The sequence below is a fragment of the Clostridium sp. LXY-7 genome, from assembly GCF_056172015.1.
In genome coordinates, this window is the sequence record NZ_JBLLJL010000002.1 from 316,475 (window position 1) to 334,297 (window position 17,823).

At 33.8% G+C, this 17,823-nt stretch carries 17 protein-coding genes; all 17 read left to right on the forward strand.

Annotated features, from left to right (window positions below):
* The first annotated feature begins 144 nt into the window (after window positions 1-144).
* A complete protein-coding gene (locus tag ACI48Q_RS08590; RefSeq protein WP_474918670.1) occupies window positions 145-819 on the forward strand; it encodes a response regulator transcription factor in 675 nt (224 codons plus the stop codon).
* Window positions 795-2,147 carry a sensor histidine kinase gene (locus tag ACI48Q_RS08595; protein WP_474918671.1) on the forward strand — a complete coding sequence of 451 codons (1,353 nt, stop codon included), beginning with the start codon at window positions 795-797 and terminating at the stop codon, window positions 2,145-2,147. Before ACI48Q_RS08590 ends, ACI48Q_RS08595 begins: the two co-directional genes overlap by 25 nt.
* Before the next feature lie 239 nt (window positions 2,148-2,386).
* Window positions 2,387-3,004, forward strand: coding sequence for a DUF6273 domain-containing protein (locus ACI48Q_RS08600; protein WP_474918672.1), 618 nt, complete (start codon window positions 2,387-2,389; stop codon window positions 3,002-3,004).
* A gap of 72 nt (window positions 3,005-3,076) precedes the next feature.
* On the forward strand, window positions 3,077-3,553 hold the full coding sequence (locus ACI48Q_RS08605) for a pyridoxamine 5'-phosphate oxidase family protein (protein ID WP_474918673.1): 477 nt from the start codon (window positions 3,077-3,079) through the stop codon (window positions 3,551-3,553).
* Window positions 3,554-3,712: 159 nt separating this feature from the next.
* Entirely contained in the window at window positions 3,713-3,898 is a 186-nt protein-coding gene (locus ACI48Q_RS08610) for a MerR family transcriptional regulator (RefSeq protein ID WP_474918674.1), read from the forward strand.
* 646 nt (window positions 3,899-4,544) lie between these two features.
* Window positions 4,545-7,652, forward strand: coding sequence for an isoleucine--tRNA ligase (gene ileS, locus ACI48Q_RS08615; protein WP_474918675.1), 3,108 nt, complete (start codon window positions 4,545-4,547; stop codon window positions 7,650-7,652).
* A 405-nt stretch (window positions 7,653-8,057) separates the two neighbouring features.
* Complete coding sequence (locus ACI48Q_RS08620) at window positions 8,058-8,753, forward strand: Crp/Fnr family transcriptional regulator (RefSeq protein ID WP_474918676.1); 696 nt, start codon at window positions 8,058-8,060, stop codon at window positions 8,751-8,753.
* A gap of 225 nt (window positions 8,754-8,978) precedes the next feature.
* A complete protein-coding gene (locus tag ACI48Q_RS08625) occupies window positions 8,979-9,449 on the forward strand; it encodes an ASCH domain-containing protein (RefSeq protein ID WP_474918677.1) in 471 nt (156 codons plus the stop codon).
* 39 nt (window positions 9,450-9,488) lie between these two features.
* Window positions 9,489-10,481: a Gfo/Idh/MocA family protein gene (locus ACI48Q_RS08630; protein ID WP_474918678.1), complete on the forward strand. Its 993-nt coding sequence runs from the start codon at window positions 9,489-9,491 to the stop codon at window positions 10,479-10,481.
* Window positions 10,482-10,893: 412 nt separating this feature from the next.
* Window positions 10,894-11,823 carry a lysostaphin resistance A-like protein gene (locus ACI48Q_RS08635; RefSeq protein WP_474918679.1) on the forward strand — a complete coding sequence of 310 codons (930 nt, stop codon included), beginning with the start codon at window positions 10,894-10,896 and terminating at the stop codon, window positions 11,821-11,823.
* 483 nt (window positions 11,824-12,306) lie between these two features.
* Window positions 12,307-12,477 carry a hypothetical protein gene (locus ACI48Q_RS08640; protein WP_474918680.1) on the forward strand — a complete coding sequence of 57 codons (171 nt, stop codon included), beginning with the start codon at window positions 12,307-12,309 and terminating at the stop codon, window positions 12,475-12,477.
* 345 nt (window positions 12,478-12,822) lie between these two features.
* Window positions 12,823-13,698: an AraC family transcriptional regulator gene (locus ACI48Q_RS08645; protein ID WP_474918681.1), complete on the forward strand. Its 876-nt coding sequence runs from the start codon at window positions 12,823-12,825 to the stop codon at window positions 13,696-13,698.
* 139 nt (window positions 13,699-13,837) lie between these two features.
* Complete coding sequence (locus ACI48Q_RS08650) at window positions 13,838-14,371, forward strand: GNAT family N-acetyltransferase (RefSeq protein ID WP_474918682.1); 534 nt, start codon at window positions 13,838-13,840, stop codon at window positions 14,369-14,371.
* Between the two features lie 359 nt (window positions 14,372-14,730).
* Complete coding sequence (locus ACI48Q_RS08655; protein ID WP_474918683.1) at window positions 14,731-15,135, forward strand: hypothetical protein; 405 nt, start codon at window positions 14,731-14,733, stop codon at window positions 15,133-15,135.
* A 288-nt stretch (window positions 15,136-15,423) separates the two neighbouring features.
* On the forward strand, window positions 15,424-15,612 hold the full coding sequence (locus ACI48Q_RS08660; protein ID WP_474919509.1) for a TrmH family RNA methyltransferase: 189 nt from the start codon (window positions 15,424-15,426) through the stop codon (window positions 15,610-15,612).
* 252 nt (window positions 15,613-15,864) lie between these two features.
* Complete coding sequence (locus ACI48Q_RS08665) at window positions 15,865-16,950, forward strand: ABC transporter permease (RefSeq protein WP_474918684.1); 1,086 nt, start codon at window positions 15,865-15,867, stop codon at window positions 16,948-16,950.
* Window positions 16,950-17,633, forward strand: a complete 684-nt coding sequence (locus tag ACI48Q_RS08670) for an ABC transporter ATP-binding protein (protein WP_346930353.1) — start codon at window positions 16,950-16,952, stop codon at window positions 17,631-17,633. Before ACI48Q_RS08665 ends, ACI48Q_RS08670 begins: the two co-directional genes overlap by 1 nt.
* The last annotated feature ends 190 nt before the right edge of the window (window positions 17,634-17,823 follow it).

Below are 17,823 nucleotides of genomic sequence, written 5' to 3' on the forward strand. Positions count from 1 at the left end.
GTGTTGATAACAAGGACAGACTGGAATATAAATAATCCTGTTGTTATGCGGCGGCCTTCGTGCAGAAAGGTCTAAAATATAGTAAAAAAATATGATACTATGGTAGGGTAAAATCATACAAGAGTAAAGTGAGGAGGATAGATTATGCCGAAAGTATTAGTGGTCGATGATGACCTTGATATGCTGGATTTGGTGCGCGCTGCCTTAGAAAAGGACGGCCACCAAGTAGGCACTGAAACGAATAGCATCGCCTTAGAGCCTGACCGCTGCCAGCAGTACGATCTTCTGCTGCTTGACGTGATGATGCCCGGTGAAGATGGATTTTCCGTATGCAGTCGTATCCGTGGCGAGGTGGACTGCCCCATCTTGTTTTTAACCGCAAAGACGGAAGATACAGCACTTGTGCAGGGCTTCGGTCTTGGTGCAGATGATTATATAAAAAAACCATTCAGTATTGCGGAACTGCGCGCAAGGGTAAATGCCCATCTAAGACGCGAAGTTCGCCAGACGATCCACACCCTAAGCCGGGGCGGTGTGCGTTTTGATATGCAGGCAAAAGTGGCTGTTGCGGGGGAGCATACTCTGCCATTTACCAAGGGAGAATATGCTATTTGTGAATATCTGGCTTTACACACCGGACAGGTGTTTACCAAGGAACAATTATATGAAGCAGTTTTCGGTTTTGACGCTGAGGGTGATTCGTCAGCCATTGCGGAACATATCAAAAATATTCGTGCCAAGTTGAAATCTGATGGCATAAGTCCAATAGAAACGGTTTGGGGGGTGGGTTACAAATGGCGAAAAGACAGCGTTCTGTAAGTCTTTCTTTCGTACTTTTTCGCTTTGCCATCATTATGCTTGGCTGTATGCTATTATGTTGTCTAGTATGGCTTTTTACTACGACATTGCTTCAAAACACCAGTGTTATTTATCCGGGATACACCGCTAACCAACAGGTAGAGCAAATGCTGAGCGGAAAGCCAAAGACTTTTGTTTCTCCAAGTGATGATTTCCTGCCCGAATATGCACTGTTTGACCGGAACGGCAAAATATTAGAAAGCAATGTGGAGGGAAAGAAACTGGAAACTTTGGTTGGTTTTTTACAGGAGAACACCTATGATACGCGTATTTCCCGATACACCTACGAAAATGGCAGCACTGTAATCACTTGCTGGCATTATAGGAAAGAATTTGTCAATCCTGTCCTGCGAGGTATCCTACCACCTTTTGAATATTTGTGGTGGGGTACCCTTGGTGTGGCATGGGTGCTTTGCCTGTTGTTTAATACTCTATGGCTTCGACGCCGCCTTGCCGGCAAATTGAAGTTATTCAGCGAGGTAAGCGAAAAGGTAGGCGCTCAAGAGTTGGATTTCGCGATTCCCCATGCAGGCATACGGGAATACGAACAGGCTCTTAGTGCTATGAATGATATGAGAAAGGCATTGTATAATTCTCTGTCCTCTCAATGGGCAGCACAGCAAGAACGTGAGGCAGAAATAGCGGCACTTGCACATGATTTAAAAACCCCGCTAACTCTGATTGGAGGTAATGCCGAACTTCTTCTTGATGAAGAACTGTCCAAGGGCAACCGCAAAATGGTGGAAACGATTATGGCAAGCAATAATCGGGCAAAACAGTATGTTGCCAGTCTGTTAGAAACTTCTGTCGGTGTGGACGAGGCATTTGAAAGCACCAGTTTGTCCACGATGTTTGACGAGCTTTGTCAGAATACAATAGCTATTGCAGAGTCCAAAAGAGTTTGTCTACAAACTCAAAACGGTCTACAAGGTGTTGCAAATCTTAAGAAAGTCCATTTACTTCGCGCCCTTGGTAATGTGGTGCAAAATGCCATCGAACATACACCATCAGGAAGAAATGTATATTTAGAAGGCAGCATGATTGATGGAGGGTGGCAGGTCATAGTTCAGGATGAAGGTTCCGGTTTTAGCAAAGCAGCTTTACATCACGCAAAACAACGCTTATGGCGTGATGATATATCCCGTAAAGCAGATGGACATAATGGCTTTGGTCTTTGGTTTGCAGAACAAGTGGTAAAGGCACATACAGGAAAACTAGAACTTAGCAATTATGATTCTGGTGGAATGGTTACAGTTAAGTTCTGCCAAGCTGTCAGAAATGATTCTTAACATAAAAACAATCCTGAACGGAACGTTGATTGAGAAATTTTTCTATTTGAATGATTTACCAAATGATTTATGTGAGATATAATTATATATAATAATTGTTAATTTTTCATAATTTTGTACAAAAAGAAGGTAAAATGGAAGATTTACAGCTTGATTTATTGTTTCCCATTAAGGAGAAGGGTTAAGAATAAGTTCGAAGGGTAAGACAGATTACCTATTACAAAGAAAGAAGTGCTTGAATGGAAGATATTAAAATCGACTCATCATTATCATTCGGTGACTACAACTGGCGTGTGCTTGACATACAAAATAACGCTGCTTTGGTTATAACTGAAGAAATAATAGAACAACGCCCTTACCATGATGCTTATAAAGATATAACATGGGCTGACTGCGCGTTAAGAAAATATCTTAACGGTGAATTTTATGACAAATTCAACGCAACTGATAAATCAAGAATAATTCCGGTGTTAAATAAAAATCCTGACAATCAGTGGTATGGTTCAAAGGGCGGAGCAGATACGAAGGACAGTATATTTTTATTAAGCATTGAGGAAGTGTGCAAATATTTCGGTGATAGCCGTTCAAAACTGCAAAACCGAGGAAAAAATCAAAGATATTGGTTTGAAAGAAAAGATGAAAACAACAGTAAGCGATTAGCAAGACTTCAGGGTAAAGAATGGTGTTGGTGGTGGTGGCTTCGGTCCCCCGGCCGCGTTAATGTAAAAGCCGTGTACATCTTCGGGACTGACGGTAATATAGGTATCCAAGGCAACAATATATTGAAAGGCAACATCAGCGATGGCAAATGTACAGGCGGCGTTCGTCCTGCTTTGTGGCTAAAGCTGGAATTGTAAATCTTGGGTCACTTTTAAAGTGGTTTGACTATAATTACAACATAAAATAATTAAATTTAAAGGAGAATTAAAATGAGCAAATATGAAAATGCAATGAAACTTATGAAGGAACGTTGCGGAAATGGTAAAGAAGAAGTTATTGCCCTTGCGACAATATCACTATCCCCGAACGCTGCCGGTAATCCACGCCCTGCTGTCCGTATGGTTTGCGCTTATTATGAAGACGGCGTATTTTATGTTTCTACGGACGCCCAAAAAAATAAAATGCTGCAAATTGAGAAGAACAACGAGGTTTCCGTCGCTGGGTTAGATTGGTACGCTTTCCATGGCACGGCTGAAAATCTAGGTTGGGTCAAGGACGAGAAGAATGCGGAAATCAGAGCGAAATTTAAAAAAATCTTCGATTGGTTCGATGAAGTTGGCGACGAAGACAATCCGAACTCAATCGTTCTGCGTATCTCCCTCACAGAGGGTACGATTACTGACAACGAAGAAAAATACGGTGAACGTCAGTATGAAATTGATTTTATCAATAAAACGGCGAAATAAATCCGTAAAGAATAAGCACTTTCTAACTTGAGAGCCAAAAAACACCACTACTTCATTATCAATATTTTCTAACTTAGTTTTCTGAAACCCAACATTAAACAGTTTATTGTTGGGTTTTTGGCGTATTTGCAAGGTGTTTAAAAAAGTTTAGTCTATTGCTTGACACAAGCCTATGATGAAATTGGATTATTAAAACCTGTAAATGTCGATTTATTTACAGGATATAGAATGTATTCTGCAGAACAGATACCAGTGCTTCAAAAAATTGTTTTATTAAGAGATACTAAATTCACTACATTAGAAATAAAAGATATAATACAATTCCTGACAATAGCCACCCATTAAGAATTTACTAAATAATACTTTAGAATTATACTATAATTATGTAGTATGTATAAGGTAATAAAATGGAAAAACCTCACTTACTACTGATACGGAGAACCGTACCATAAGTAATGGAGACTGCCTTTGGAGCTATTATGTGACTAGGTTTGAAAGAAAAAAGCATTTTCGGTTTAGAAATATTCTTGCTGAGATGGGTATTAACCTCTTATTTACACACTTTACAAATTATTGATTGTATGATATTATACCAATAATGTTATATATTGTTATAAGCTATGATGGAGACAGTAAATAATTTTTGAAAGACAAAGCGAGTCGGGGATAGTGAAAGCCTGATACGATTAGAAAATTATCGAATATCCCTCCAGAGCTTTAGACCGAAACACTAGGAGTAGGTTCTGACGGGTTCCACCGTTATATGGAGCGCATATGTTGGTATGTCGTATCAGGTGGTATAGAAGAAGTACAGACTTTTGTCCTGTTATAGGGACGAAGGTCTTTTTGTTTTATATCCTCTTTAACACCAAGACATTCCAATGTAATTTTGGAAGGTGGTGATTGGCATGAGTGAAGGAGACATTAGTAGCGATATTGAAGACATTAAAAAAGAAACTCATCAATTATTGTTAAATAGAGGAGGATAAAAATGAATGATTTTATAGAACTTGAACATGAGGTAATGAACTTTTGGGAAGAAAATAAATGTTTTGAAAAGCTTAAGGTAAAGAATAAGGATAAAAAACCTTTTAGATTTCTAGATGGTCCTATAACCGCTAATAATCCCATGGGAATACACCATGCTTGGGGAAGGACAACAAAGGATATTTTCTTGAGATATAAAGCTATGCAAGGTCATTCCTGCCTTTATAGAAATGGCTTTGATGCACAGGGATTATGGGTAGAGGTAGAAGTTGAGAAGGAGCTTGGTTTTAAAAATAAGAAAGATATAGAGCACTTTGGAATGGACAATTTCACTGATAAATGTGTTGAAAGAGTAGAAAGATTTTCTAGCGTTATAACTGAACAGTCAAAACGTCTAGGACAGTGGATGGATTGGGAAAATTCCTATTATACAAATACCGATGAAAATATAACTGGTATATGGAACTTTCTTAAAAAGTGTCATGAAAATAAATGGATAAAACAGTCCCATCGTCCAATGCCTTGGTGTCCTAGATGCGGCACTTCTCTTTCTGAACACGAAATGACAGGATCTTATAAAGAACTTGAGCATACTGCAGTATTTTTTAAGCTTCCTTTGAAAGAAAGGCCTTGGGATATATTAGTATGGACAACTACACCTTGGACATTATGTGTTAATGTTGCATTGGCAGTTAATCCGGAAATAGATTATTGTGTTGTTGATTATGGCGATAAAAGACCTTTACTATTAGCTAAAAGTGCTTTGAGATTTATAAAAGAAAAAAAGACTATACTTCAGCATGTAAAGGGAAGTGACCTTGAAGGTTTGGGTTACGAAACCTGTTTCCCCTTCTTGCCTGCCCAAAAGAAGCTTAGTCACAAAATAGTATTATGGGATATGGTTTCCTCAGAGGATGGCTTCGGAGTAGTTCATATAGCTCCAGGATGTGGAGCAGAGGATTTTGAGTTAGGACAAAAGCTTGGATTGCCTTCAATATGCCCAGTAGATGAATATGGAAACTTTTTAGAAGGATATGATTGGCTAATAGGGCGAAATATATCAGAAGTTTCAGAGAGCGTATTTTCGAAATTAGAAGAGCAGGGCAAACTATTTGTGACTCATAGCCATAAGCACAGCTATCCTATATGTTGGAGGTGTAAGTCAGAAGTTATATTTAGACTTGTACAAGAATGGCATATAGCAACGGAAGAAATCAAACCAAAGCTTAAAGAAGCTGCAAGTACTGTGAAATGGGAGCCTGAACATGTTGGAAAGAGAATGCAGGATTGGCTTGCAAATATGGGAGATTGGAGCATTTCAAGGAAGCGTTTTTATGGATTACCACTACCTTTTTATCCTTGTAAGAAATGCGGCAGACTTACTGTGGTAGGGTCAAAAGAGGAACTGAGAGAACTTGGAGGAAGTAAGGTTGACAAACTGCCAGAACTTCATAGACCATGGATAGATAATATAAAAATAAAGTGTCCTCATTGTGGAAGTGAAGTAACAAGGATTACTGAAGTTGGTGATGTATGGTTGGATGCCGGAATTACTCCCTTTTCCACTATGGGATACTTTAATGATAGAGATAAGTGGGAGAAAAATTTTCCGGCAGAATGGGTAACAGAGATGATAGAACAAGTAAGACTGTGGTTTTACTCTCTTCTATTTATGAGCGTTACTCTTACAGGAAAAGCACCTTATGAAAGAGTGCTTGCCTATAGCAGCGTTGTAGGAGAGGATGGTTCTAAGTTTTCAAAAACTGGCTTTATGATAAAATTTGATGAAGCTGCTGAGAAGATTGGTTCAGATGCTATAAGATATCTTTTTGCCAGTGCAAATGTAACCAGTGAGGTAAGGTTTGGTTACAATTTAGGGGAGGAAGCCAGGAGAAAGCTGCTTGCTTTTTGGAATGTATATAGTTTCTTTATGACCTATGCAACTATTGAAAAACCTGAACTTGAGAATTTTAAGGCTGATACAAAGATTGATATAACTGATAGGTGGTTGGTTGCAAGAGCTAACCGCTTTATAGAAGAGGCAACAAGCACGTTAGAAAATTATAAGACCTCAGAGGTTATAAGAGCTTTTGAAGTCTTTACTGATGATATGTCAAACTGGTATGTAAGAATAAATAGGCGCAGATTCTGGAAACAAGAACAAACTGAAAATAAGCTTGCTGCATATTGGTGCTTATATCATGCTTTGAAAGCCACTATGCAGATAATGGCTCCAATTATACCTTTTATGACTGAATATATGTGGCAGAATATGGTGAGATACTTTGAAAGTTCTTCTGAGGAATCTATACACTTAAGCAATTGGCCACAAGGGCTGCAAGTGGAAGATAGTAAGATATTAGAGGAAATGGAGATTGTAAGAAAATTAGTAGGCTTAGCTCTAAAATTACGAAATGAGAAACAACTTAAGGTTAAGCAGCCGTTGTCAACTATGTATGTAAGGACAGATTATGACAATAAAGAAATTATAAATAAAATGATGAATATAATTAGGGATGAGCTAAATATAAAAGAAATAGTTTTTCTAGAGGATTTCAATAGCTTGAAAAAGAGATACCTTACTTTGAACTTTAAAAATGCAGGAACTGAACTTAAGGAGAATCTCAAGGATGTAAAGAGACTCTTAGAAGAGACTACCGAGGATGAAATGTTTGAAATGGTAAATCAGTTCGACTCAGAAGCTCAAGTAAAAATACCTAAATGGGATAAACCATTGGAAAGTAAACTATTTTTAGAAAAAACCATATACAATGATGATTTTGCTGTTGGGAATGATGGAAATATAGAAATAGCACTATGTTTAACACTTAGTGAAGAGCTTATTTTAGAAGGCTTATATCGGGAGCTTTTACGTCAATGTCAGCTGCTGAGAAAAGAAGCTGGACTAAGAGTGGAACAAAAAATAGTTCTTGGTATAAAGAGTAATAGCATGAGAATTGGTGAGGTAATTAAAAGATACCATAGGAGTATCTGTCAAGAAACCTTAGCTTCAGCTATAGTCGAATCTATAGATTTACCATTAGTTACAAAAGAAGTGAATATAGATGAAAGATTAACTATTTTACAAATATGCGATAACCATATATTCTAAAGGAGCCTTTGTTTCCAGCTAATACGTAATATTCTCAAATGATAAATTTGTAATAAAATATGTAAAATGGCTTACCGTAATTGATGCGGTAAGCCTATATTTGTATTAGTTTTTATCAATAAAAGTCTACGTTATACCTGTTACGGTGACCATACCACAAATAACTTAGACTTATTTACAGTATTTCTTGGAGAACCGTATATGTGGACAACCAAAAAAGGGAGAAATATTATAATATAGTTTGTTTGCAGATACTCCTCACGTGGAGACTGTTTGGAAGGTTTCTGATGAAGTCAAAAATACTACAGGAGGTATTGAAAAAATAAGTTAGATATGTTATATCTCAAGTACAGATATGCAGGTCTAGGATTTCATAATCGCTTTAAATAGGAGGGAGGTAATTTGATGTTGATTGAAGAATTACTGAATAGTAACAAGACTTTTACGAATTTTATTTCAGATATACCTGATGAGATCAAAAAAAGATTTACTGTCAAAAGGTTTCCTCCTAAAACTGTAGTTACCAGGAAGGATGAAGAAGTAAAGTATGTTTTTTTGATTTACTCTGGTAAAATGCATATAATTAACGAATTTGATAGTGGACATATATATACCTTTGCGGATATAGGTTTTATGGACATTATTGGAGATATAGAGATATTAGCTGAAGAGTTTAAATCTGCCTGCACAGTTGAAACTATTACAGAATGTACTGTTATACAGATGAGTTGTGAGGATTTTATTAAATCCTATGAAAGTAGTCATATCTTCTCAAAGGAGGTTGGAAGAATGATTGCTCGAAAGTTGTACCCAAGTTCATTTAAAAATGGTGAAAACATATTCTATTCTATAAAATATAATGTGGTAAATTTTATTGTTAAGTATGTACAAATGGATATTCAAGAAAACAATACAACGGTTATTACTCTACACCGTCAGCAAATTGCAGACATGCTTGGAATTAGTATAAGATCCGTAAATAGAACTTTAAAAAAATTGAAAGAGGATAATTTTGTTACAATAAAAAAAGGAAAAATCAATATTGATAAAAAACAGTATATTAATTTAATGAATGTACGGGATGAGTTAAAGAATAATTAATGGGGACGCAAATTCCTTAATTAGTTATTTCTAAAATAATTAATATTAAAAAACTATAAAGGGACAGCAGTCCTTTTTTTTATTGTAAAAGTATAATAGAATTACAGAATGAAGAACAGAATTATAGGGCATTTGATTTGTGTATATTTAGAGCAATGGAAAATTTAATAAATCATTATAAGATTTATTTAGAAATATTTTTTGTTTATAAAAGGGGAGATTATAGTGGAATCTATACATGAAACAGTTAATAAGATGTGGTTGGACTATTTGAACTTAATTGGGGAACATATGGAAATAACTAAGAAAAATTATACTGTGTTAAGATTTAGTGGTACAGAAGATGTAGCTAAAGAGTTAGTTGAACTTATTGTAAAAGAAGAAAAAAGAGGGAGCACATCATTACGATATTGGTGTGATTTTGAAGGCAAAGATTTACCAAAGGTAGGAGATTTAAGTATAATAACGGATTTTAACAATATTGCAAAATGTATAGTTAAAACTGAAAAGGTTACCATTATACCATTTTATGATGTAACTGAAGAGCTTGCATTAAAAGAAGGTGAAATGTATAAATCAGTTGAACACTGGAGAACAGTGCATAGCAATTTTTTTCGAAGTCAATTAAAAGAAATAGGTAAAATGTTTACAGAGGATATGGTTGTTGTTATTCATGAGTTCAAAGTTATATTCTAGTAGGATTTTTATGAAAATGAAAGAAATGAGGGAGTCAAAATGAGAAAAGCAAATATCTGTTTCGTTGGTGCTGGAGTTCAAGCATCTACTAATATTTATCCTTCTGTTTGTGCCGCAGGGGCTGAAATAAAAGCCGTTGCAACCCTTGATTTAGAGAGATCTAAAGCCGCTTTATTACGTCTTGGAAGTAAAGGAACTCCATATAATAATGTCAAGGAAATGCTAAAAAATGAAGAATGTGATGGTGTAGTGGTTGTAGCACAGCCAGGAGACATGCCAGCAATTGTTAGGGAGTGTATAAAAGCAGGGAAAAATGTATTTGCGGAAAAGCCATTAGGGTGGAGTGCAGCAGAAGCTGCAGAGCTTGCAAATGAAGCAGAAAAAGCAGGAGTAAGCCTTATGGTCGGTTTTATGAAGCGTTACGCCCCTAGTTATACAAAGCTTAAGGATATAATTTCAACAGGGCAACTTGGTGCTCCACGTGCCTTCAATGCTAATTTCGCTGTAGACAGCACAGCTTTCTGTAATAACGATGAGGATTATATAAAACTAGCTGCTATTCACTATGTTGATCTAATGCGATATTTATTTGGAGAAGTTGCTGACTTATCTGGATTTAAAATTGTTGATGGAGCAAATATTTCTCTTTGTTTTTCACTAAAATTTGATACAGGTGTCATCGGAAATGCCTACTTCTCAGGAATGGATGCATGGTCCCGTGAAAGCGAAAGTATGATGGTAACCTTTGACAAGGGTTTTGCATGTGCTGAAGAAGTTGATAAAATTGTAATTCACCAAAGCAATACCTCAAAGGATGTGTCATGGCAGTCAAATACAGAACAAGACATAGTTTTAACACCTTCTGCTACACCTATGTCAGGAGCTTATCGTGATTTATACATGCGTGGTTTTGTAGGAGAAATTTCACATTTTATTGATTGCTGCTTAAATGGAAATAGTCCTAGTTCATCTGGACAGGATAATATCAGAACAATGGAGCTTTGTGAAAATATACTTTCTTCCTTAAAATAGAAAAAATAAGGGCAGTAGATAACTTTTATATCAAAAAATATAGCCCAATCTATAAAAACAATCCTCTAAATTCAAAGAGGGTCTAAAGGGGTCTATATCCATTATTTATGCGTATCAGTATCATCTTTCTATCAAAACACATGTTGAGGCAGTAGTCTTAATAGAGAAGGAATAGGTTGAAATAGCTGGGTTGATGGCATTTTAAGTGAATATTGTAGTGTGTTTTTATTCCCTTAGACGGTGAGTTTAGGGGGATTTTTTTTGCCAAGAGCTCATTTCAGAACCTGTTCTCTTGGTACTTTATAGCTGTTTACAATCTTATCTTTATATGGTATTATTTAGAAAAAGATTTAGTGATATTGTTTTTACCTATTAACTACTATTCCGATTAATAGATAAAAGGAGTGTTAAAATGGAAGAAAATAAACAGTGGCATCCAATGCGAACGATAATATTTTTTTACTTAATATGCTTTGTGTTTAGGGCAATTGAATATATGCTCTTACGCACTGATCAAAGCATTTTTGGTGAAGCGTTCATACATAAATTGACTGGAATTCTTGTGCTTGTGTTGGCAATAAGGCTTTTCTCATTAAAGTGGCATAATGTAGGCTTTACAAGTAAGTCAGCAAGGAAAAATGTATTATATGGACTGTTGCTTGGTGTTTCTATGTTCATCATTGCCTATGGAATCGAGTTTTTTATACAAATTTCAGCAGGAAACAGTCCTACTTTACAGTTATATGTGACAAGTTATGCTATTGAGGGCAATCTAGGCAACCAAATAGGCATTCTATTTTTCTTTTTTTGCATTATTGGAAATATTATTAATGTGGCTATGGAAGAAGGTGTTTTTCGTGGCTTGTTTATCAAGCTTGCGGAAATGAAATACTCATTTGTTAAAGCCACTATTATATCCTCCGTCCTCTTTGGAGTCTGGCATATAGTAGCTCCTGCACGAAACCTGTTGGACGGAAAGATGAGTGCAATAGGGGCGATAATGTATGCACTAATGCTTATTTTAACAACAGGGATTACCGGAGCAAAATTCTGTTTACTGACTAAAATTACTGGGTCACTCTGGATGCCTATGGCTGACCATTTTCTCAATAACACCATCATTAATATTTTACATATTGTAACAACTTCTGGTGCGGATGAATTACAAGTGATCCGCATTTCTATTGCTCAGACAGTATCGTTCCTTATTGTCCTTTTTATCTACTGGAAAACTGGAGCACACCACAAGAGTACATTTCGTACATCTACACAACTTAATGAGTTATTATCATCTAGTAAAAGTGCACAAATTATGATTTCCCGATCCACTAAAAAGCTCTAGTCAATAAATTCATTTAAATTGTGTATTTGTACCATCTTTTATCAAAAGTACGTGTGTGTCAAGGAATGAACTAATCCCTTGTCTATGGCATTACAAAGATTCAAAAAATAATAGTATTTTATAAACTATTATGATATACTAAATCTATATAAATTAACACCAAAATATCAAGAGTTAGGGTAGAGATTTAGCTCTATGACCCTATACCAACCTGCATTATGAAAGGTGGTCCAGCTAAAAGTTCGATAAGGAGGTGAAAACATAGTGATTTTAAATCTTCTTATCTTAGGATGGGAAGATTTTTTGTTTTTTAAATATTTTAAGGAGTTGATTATATGAATACTACCGGTTTTATTAGAGGCTACATGGCAAAGAATATGAATGCTGCAGACTTTATCAAGGTGGTAGGTTACGGCTTTAAGTAGAGAATTTGAAGAAGAAGTAAAATTAGAGAATATTAACGATGGTGGATTTCTAATAACAATGAAGGATTATAGAATTATAATGAGTAACGAACTTATTAATAAACTTAAAAGTCCTTATGGAATTGATAGATTCATTTTGGGAGAATTCGAAAGTCAAGGGTTCAAATTTGATAAGAATAGAAGTCAATATACCCAGTACTGTTTTGGAAATTTTGTTGGGGTAAAATAAGAAGGTAGATAACTTCCAGGGGGCATAAAGAGGGTCTAAGGGGTTTTGCCAATTTGTATAGATTTTGCGTAACAGTGTAGGTGAAAATGGATGAAATGCACCCATTAGGGTCTGAGATGTTTCAATAAATATTATTATAAATTTCTGTAACAGCATAATATTTTGTCGGGGGAAATGATAGATAAGCCTCAAAGAAAAATACAAAGGTTGAAGATATTTTATGAGATATAAAAAATGCAAAGCGTTTTTTTGTTTAAGTATCTCATAAAGATGATAAAATATATCAAGTATTTATTATTTTTATAATGTATTATTTAGATATAAGGTAAAAGTGAGGATAGGTTTATGAGTTACTATATGAATATTCAAAAAGCAATTGACTATATTGAGAATAATTTAGAAGAAAATGTTAAGTTGGAAGACATAGCTAAAGTTGCAGGTTATTCTATTCCACACTTATACAGGGTGTTTGGAGCACTTGTTGGTTATTCAGTAAAAGAATATGTTCGAAAAAGAAAATTGAGTAATGCAATGTATGATTTAGCAACTTCAAAACGTAGTATAACAGAAATAGCTTTTGAATATGGTTTTGAATCACATGAAGCATTTACAAGAACTTTTAAATTGGCTTATGGTGAACCTCCAAGTAATTTTCGGAAAGTTCAAGGAGAGACATGCTTCTTTGAAAGAATAGATTTACTTTCAAAAAATAATAAAAATGGAGTGGTAATATTGAAACCAGAGATTATTTGCAAAGATGAGAAATTACTTCTAGGTATAGCAAGAAAAATAAATCAGGGGGAAAATATAAAATTTGGGCTTTTATCAAAAGTAAAAAACGAGTTCATGGAAATGACAGAGGAGATTGAAAACAGAGTAAATACTGAGTTGTATTATGCAGCTTATGATTATGATGTTCAAGATATAACTAAAGGGGACGCTGAGATTAATTACACTTATTTTTATGGTGTTGAATTATCAGAATATAATAATATTCCTCAAGGTATGGTAAAGAAGGTTATACCAAAAGCTAAATATGCTGTTTTTAGTTATGATATTAAGGATAATACTTTAAGCGGTGAAAGTCTAAATCAACCTGTATATGACTACATTGATGGTATTTGGCTTCCTAATTCCGGATTTGAGCTTTCTGAAACTTCTGATTATGAGATAATTAATCAAAATGAAAACTGTATTGATTATTACATTTCAATAAAGTAACACTACTTTACAAGTAATGAAAAATAAATTCTAACCTTTAGTGAGTATTATAGATGGACAATCCCACATATAGTTTTTTCAGTCAATATTTCAATGCTATATTTAAGCATAAAAACTTTTTATATAAAAGGAGAAAAAGATGTTTTTTAATAATATAGAAACAGAAAGATTATTTCTTAAAAACATATCTAGTGATGACAGGGATTTTATATTTAGTGAATTTTCAGATGATGTAGTTAATAGGTACCTATTTGATGCAGAGCCATTAACTGATGTTGAAGGTGCAGATGAAATTATTAAATTTTACATACATCACGAACCACGATTACAGAACCGTTGGATTATAATGAGAAAATCAGATGGGATTAAAATGGGTACATGTGGGTTTCATTGCTGGAATCATAGAGAGTATAAAGTGGAAATTGGTTATGATCTTAAAGAAGAATTTTGGGGAAATGGTTATATGCAAGAAGCGATTAAAGAAATTATCACATTCGCCATAAGAAATATGAATATAAAAGAGATAAGTGCATGCATTTATATTGACAATAAAAGGTCAATTCGTCTTGTTGAAAATCTTGGATTTGTTTTATCTGGTTCAAGTTATGAATTATTTAGAGATAAGAAATATTTGCATAATATATATTCGCTTTATCTAACCAATTTAGCATAATCTACAGTTGTATAGTATACAAAATGCGAATTGATGGAATTAAGTAGAAAAAAAGCCTTGTAAAAATGCTGCTTGAGGAAATAGGATGATATCAAAGGCTTTGTATGACTATTGATTATATAAACTCTTTAAAATAATGTAAGTTAAAAAGTCAGTAAGGTTTATCGAAAAACCCACCATAACTAAGATAAAGTGTTATGGTGGGTTTTTATATTTATATATGATTAACAAGTTAATATTAAATTTAATATAATGTAATATTAAAAGATTAAATAAATGGAAAGGGGGATACCTTATTTGATATAATAATTGAAATAATTAAAGACTATGAATAGATTCAACTTATATTAAGTTAGAAGGTGATTAAAATAAAGAATAATATAGAAAAGATAGTGAAAATGGAATGGCTTTCAGAAGAAGAAAATGAGGCGGTTGTAAATAATAAGGTATATCGTCCATTTGGATTTCCAGGAGATTTTAAGGCTGGAACTTTTTATAAAGTTGAATTTGATTTTTTAGAGGGAATAGATACTTCGTGGGAAGTTATGTTTAGCAAGAACAAAGATGAAGTGAAAGATCTAATCAGTAAGTCCAATAGCACATGGTCTTATTCTGCATATGGACAAATAGTATCAATTAACCCTGTAATAATTGATTGTGGTATTGCAGAATTTAATTTAGGCTTCTTTTCTAGAGACGAAGGATTAATAGGAAAGTATATACTTTTCGGTATTGCAAGATTAAATATTTATGATAGAAATTAAATAACTATATGAGAATGAAGATAGGTTGGGTGCTTATGAACTTAATGTAAATTAGAAGATTTTAAATATAGATGGATTAGGAGTTGAATATATAAAGAAGTGTATCATTTTAGATACATAGGGTGAACCATAGCATAACTAAAATAAAGTGTTATGGTGGATTTTTACAGGCTCACTTATAAGCAGAAATTTTAATTAGTTATCTCATGATACAAACTTAAACTGTATCTGAGATTTTTCATGCCATTCTTTCTGTTCATTATTTTTGTATAGAAAGGAAGAATTGCTATTATTGTAGGAAATGAAATACATGGAATTTCAGAAATTTGGAATGAATATGAATGTGAATGTGAAAGTGAAAGAGTAATAATACCTATGTTTGGAGGGGCAGACTCTTTAAATGTAGGAGTAGCAGCCACTATGGTTGTTTATGAAGCAAGCCTTTCTCAAAAGAATTTAGTTAAAAGAATTGGTTAAATATGATTAATAAAGTGCTGTCTCAAAATAAGCTAAATTTTGATGCAGCACTTTTTATCTATAAAGACTACTTGGATTGTTCAACCTCTATATACTTTTCCTTTGTGATTAACCATCTATTAAATAAGAAGTACATTTTCAGATCTCCTCAAGAAGAATATTTAAAAAATAAAAGTTAGTCATATTGGGGTCACATAACTGATGTATATTTATAAGAAACAAAAGAAAATACATAAGTAAGGAGAAATAAACATGTTTTTAGCAATAAAAGATTTAAAGTACAACAAGTCAAGATATTTTTTAGTGGTATCTATGCTGATATTATTAACTTTTATGGTTTTATTTTTATCAGGATTAGCTAATGGATTATCTTTGGCTACCAGTGCTTCTATTAAAAATGCACAAGCAAATCATTATATATTAAGTGATGATGCCGATTCAATTATTACTAGATCAACATTAACAGAAAAGCAATTTCAAGAAGTTAATGATATGACAAGTAGTGAGGTAACACCAATTAATTTAATGAGAATGAGTATGTACAAGAAAGATACGCAAAAGAAGTTGGATGTAACGTATCTTGCAGTAGATACAGATAGTTTCATGATGCCATCAATAATTGATGGAAGTGAAATATCAGATGAACCAAATACCATCCTATTAAATAATTCTTTCTTAGAGGAAGGAATATCTATAGGAGATACAATAATAGATTCAACATCCGGCATTGAACTGAAAGTTAGTGGATTTGTGAAAGATGAAATGTATGGACATTCTGCAGTAGGTATTATTTCCTTAAATACATTTAAAAATATAAGAACACAAATTAATAACAATTATGAAACATCATATAATGCCATTGCTATTAAGGGCGAGGATATAGATAATATTGAGATAGCAAATACAGAAGTTCTATCAAAAGATACCGTTATGAAAAATATACCAGGACATGCTCAAGAACAGATGTCCATTAATATGATTTTATGGGTACTTGTAATAGTTTCTGCAGTTATTTTAGGGGTATTCTTCTATATCATGACGATGCAAAAATTAACAGAATTTGGTGTGATGAAGGCAATAGGAATTGAGATGAAAACACTATCTGCAATGATAATTAGTCAGGTGCTTATATTAGCAGGGGGGAGTATGCTTATTGGTAATATCTTAACCTTTGCACTATCAAGTGTTTTACCAAGTAGTATGCCATTTTCTTTAGAGATAGGATCAGCTGTGATAATTTCAATAGTATTTGTAATTATTTCTATATTAGTTAGTTTGATTTCTTTAAGAAAAGTTGCAAAGATAGATCCGTTAATTACAATTGGAGGACATGAATAATGACAAGATATGTATTACAATTAAATAATGTTTCAAAAGTGTATCAAGATGGAGAAAATGAAAATACTGTCTTAGATAATGTATCATTAAAAGTAAAGCCAGGAGAATTTGTAGCAATTGTAGGGCCATCTGGTTCTGGTAAAAGCACAATGTTATCTATTGCAGGTGCGTTACTTTCTAGTACAAAAGGTGAAGTTATCATTGGAGATACGCCACTTGATAATAAGAAGAAAAACTGGAACCTTGTAAGAAGAGAAAAAATTGGATTTATTTTTCAATCTCATCAGCTAATCCCTTATTTAAATGTAGGAGATCAGCTGAATCTTATAGCTAAAACTTCTAAAAAGAAAAACAAAAATGATTATGAAGTATATGCAGATGAACTACTGAAGGATTTAGGGTTATTAGATAGTAAAAGTAAATATCCTAATAAGTTATCAGGCGGGGAAAAGCAACGTGTTGCAATTGCAAGAGCCTTTATGAATCAACCAGATATTATTTTAGCAGATGAGCCAACAGCGAGTTTAGATGGACCAAGAGGAAGACAAGTAGTAGAGATGATTCGAAAAGAGGTAAAGAAGCAAAATAGAGCTGCTGTTATGGTAACTCATGATGAAAGAATATTAGATTTAGTAGATGTGATTTATAAAATAGAGAATGGTAAAATTCAAAGGTGCGAATAATTATAAATATCAAAGGTGTATTAAGTAAAAATATATAGAGCGATCTACTTTAGAGATATAATAAGAAAATTATTGCAAATAAATGAAAAAGAAGCTGTTGCACAAGTAAAGCCAATGTGCAGCAGCTCATTTTTATTATTAGCTATGTAATTTGAAGAAATAATAGAGTTATGAAAATAGAATTAATTAA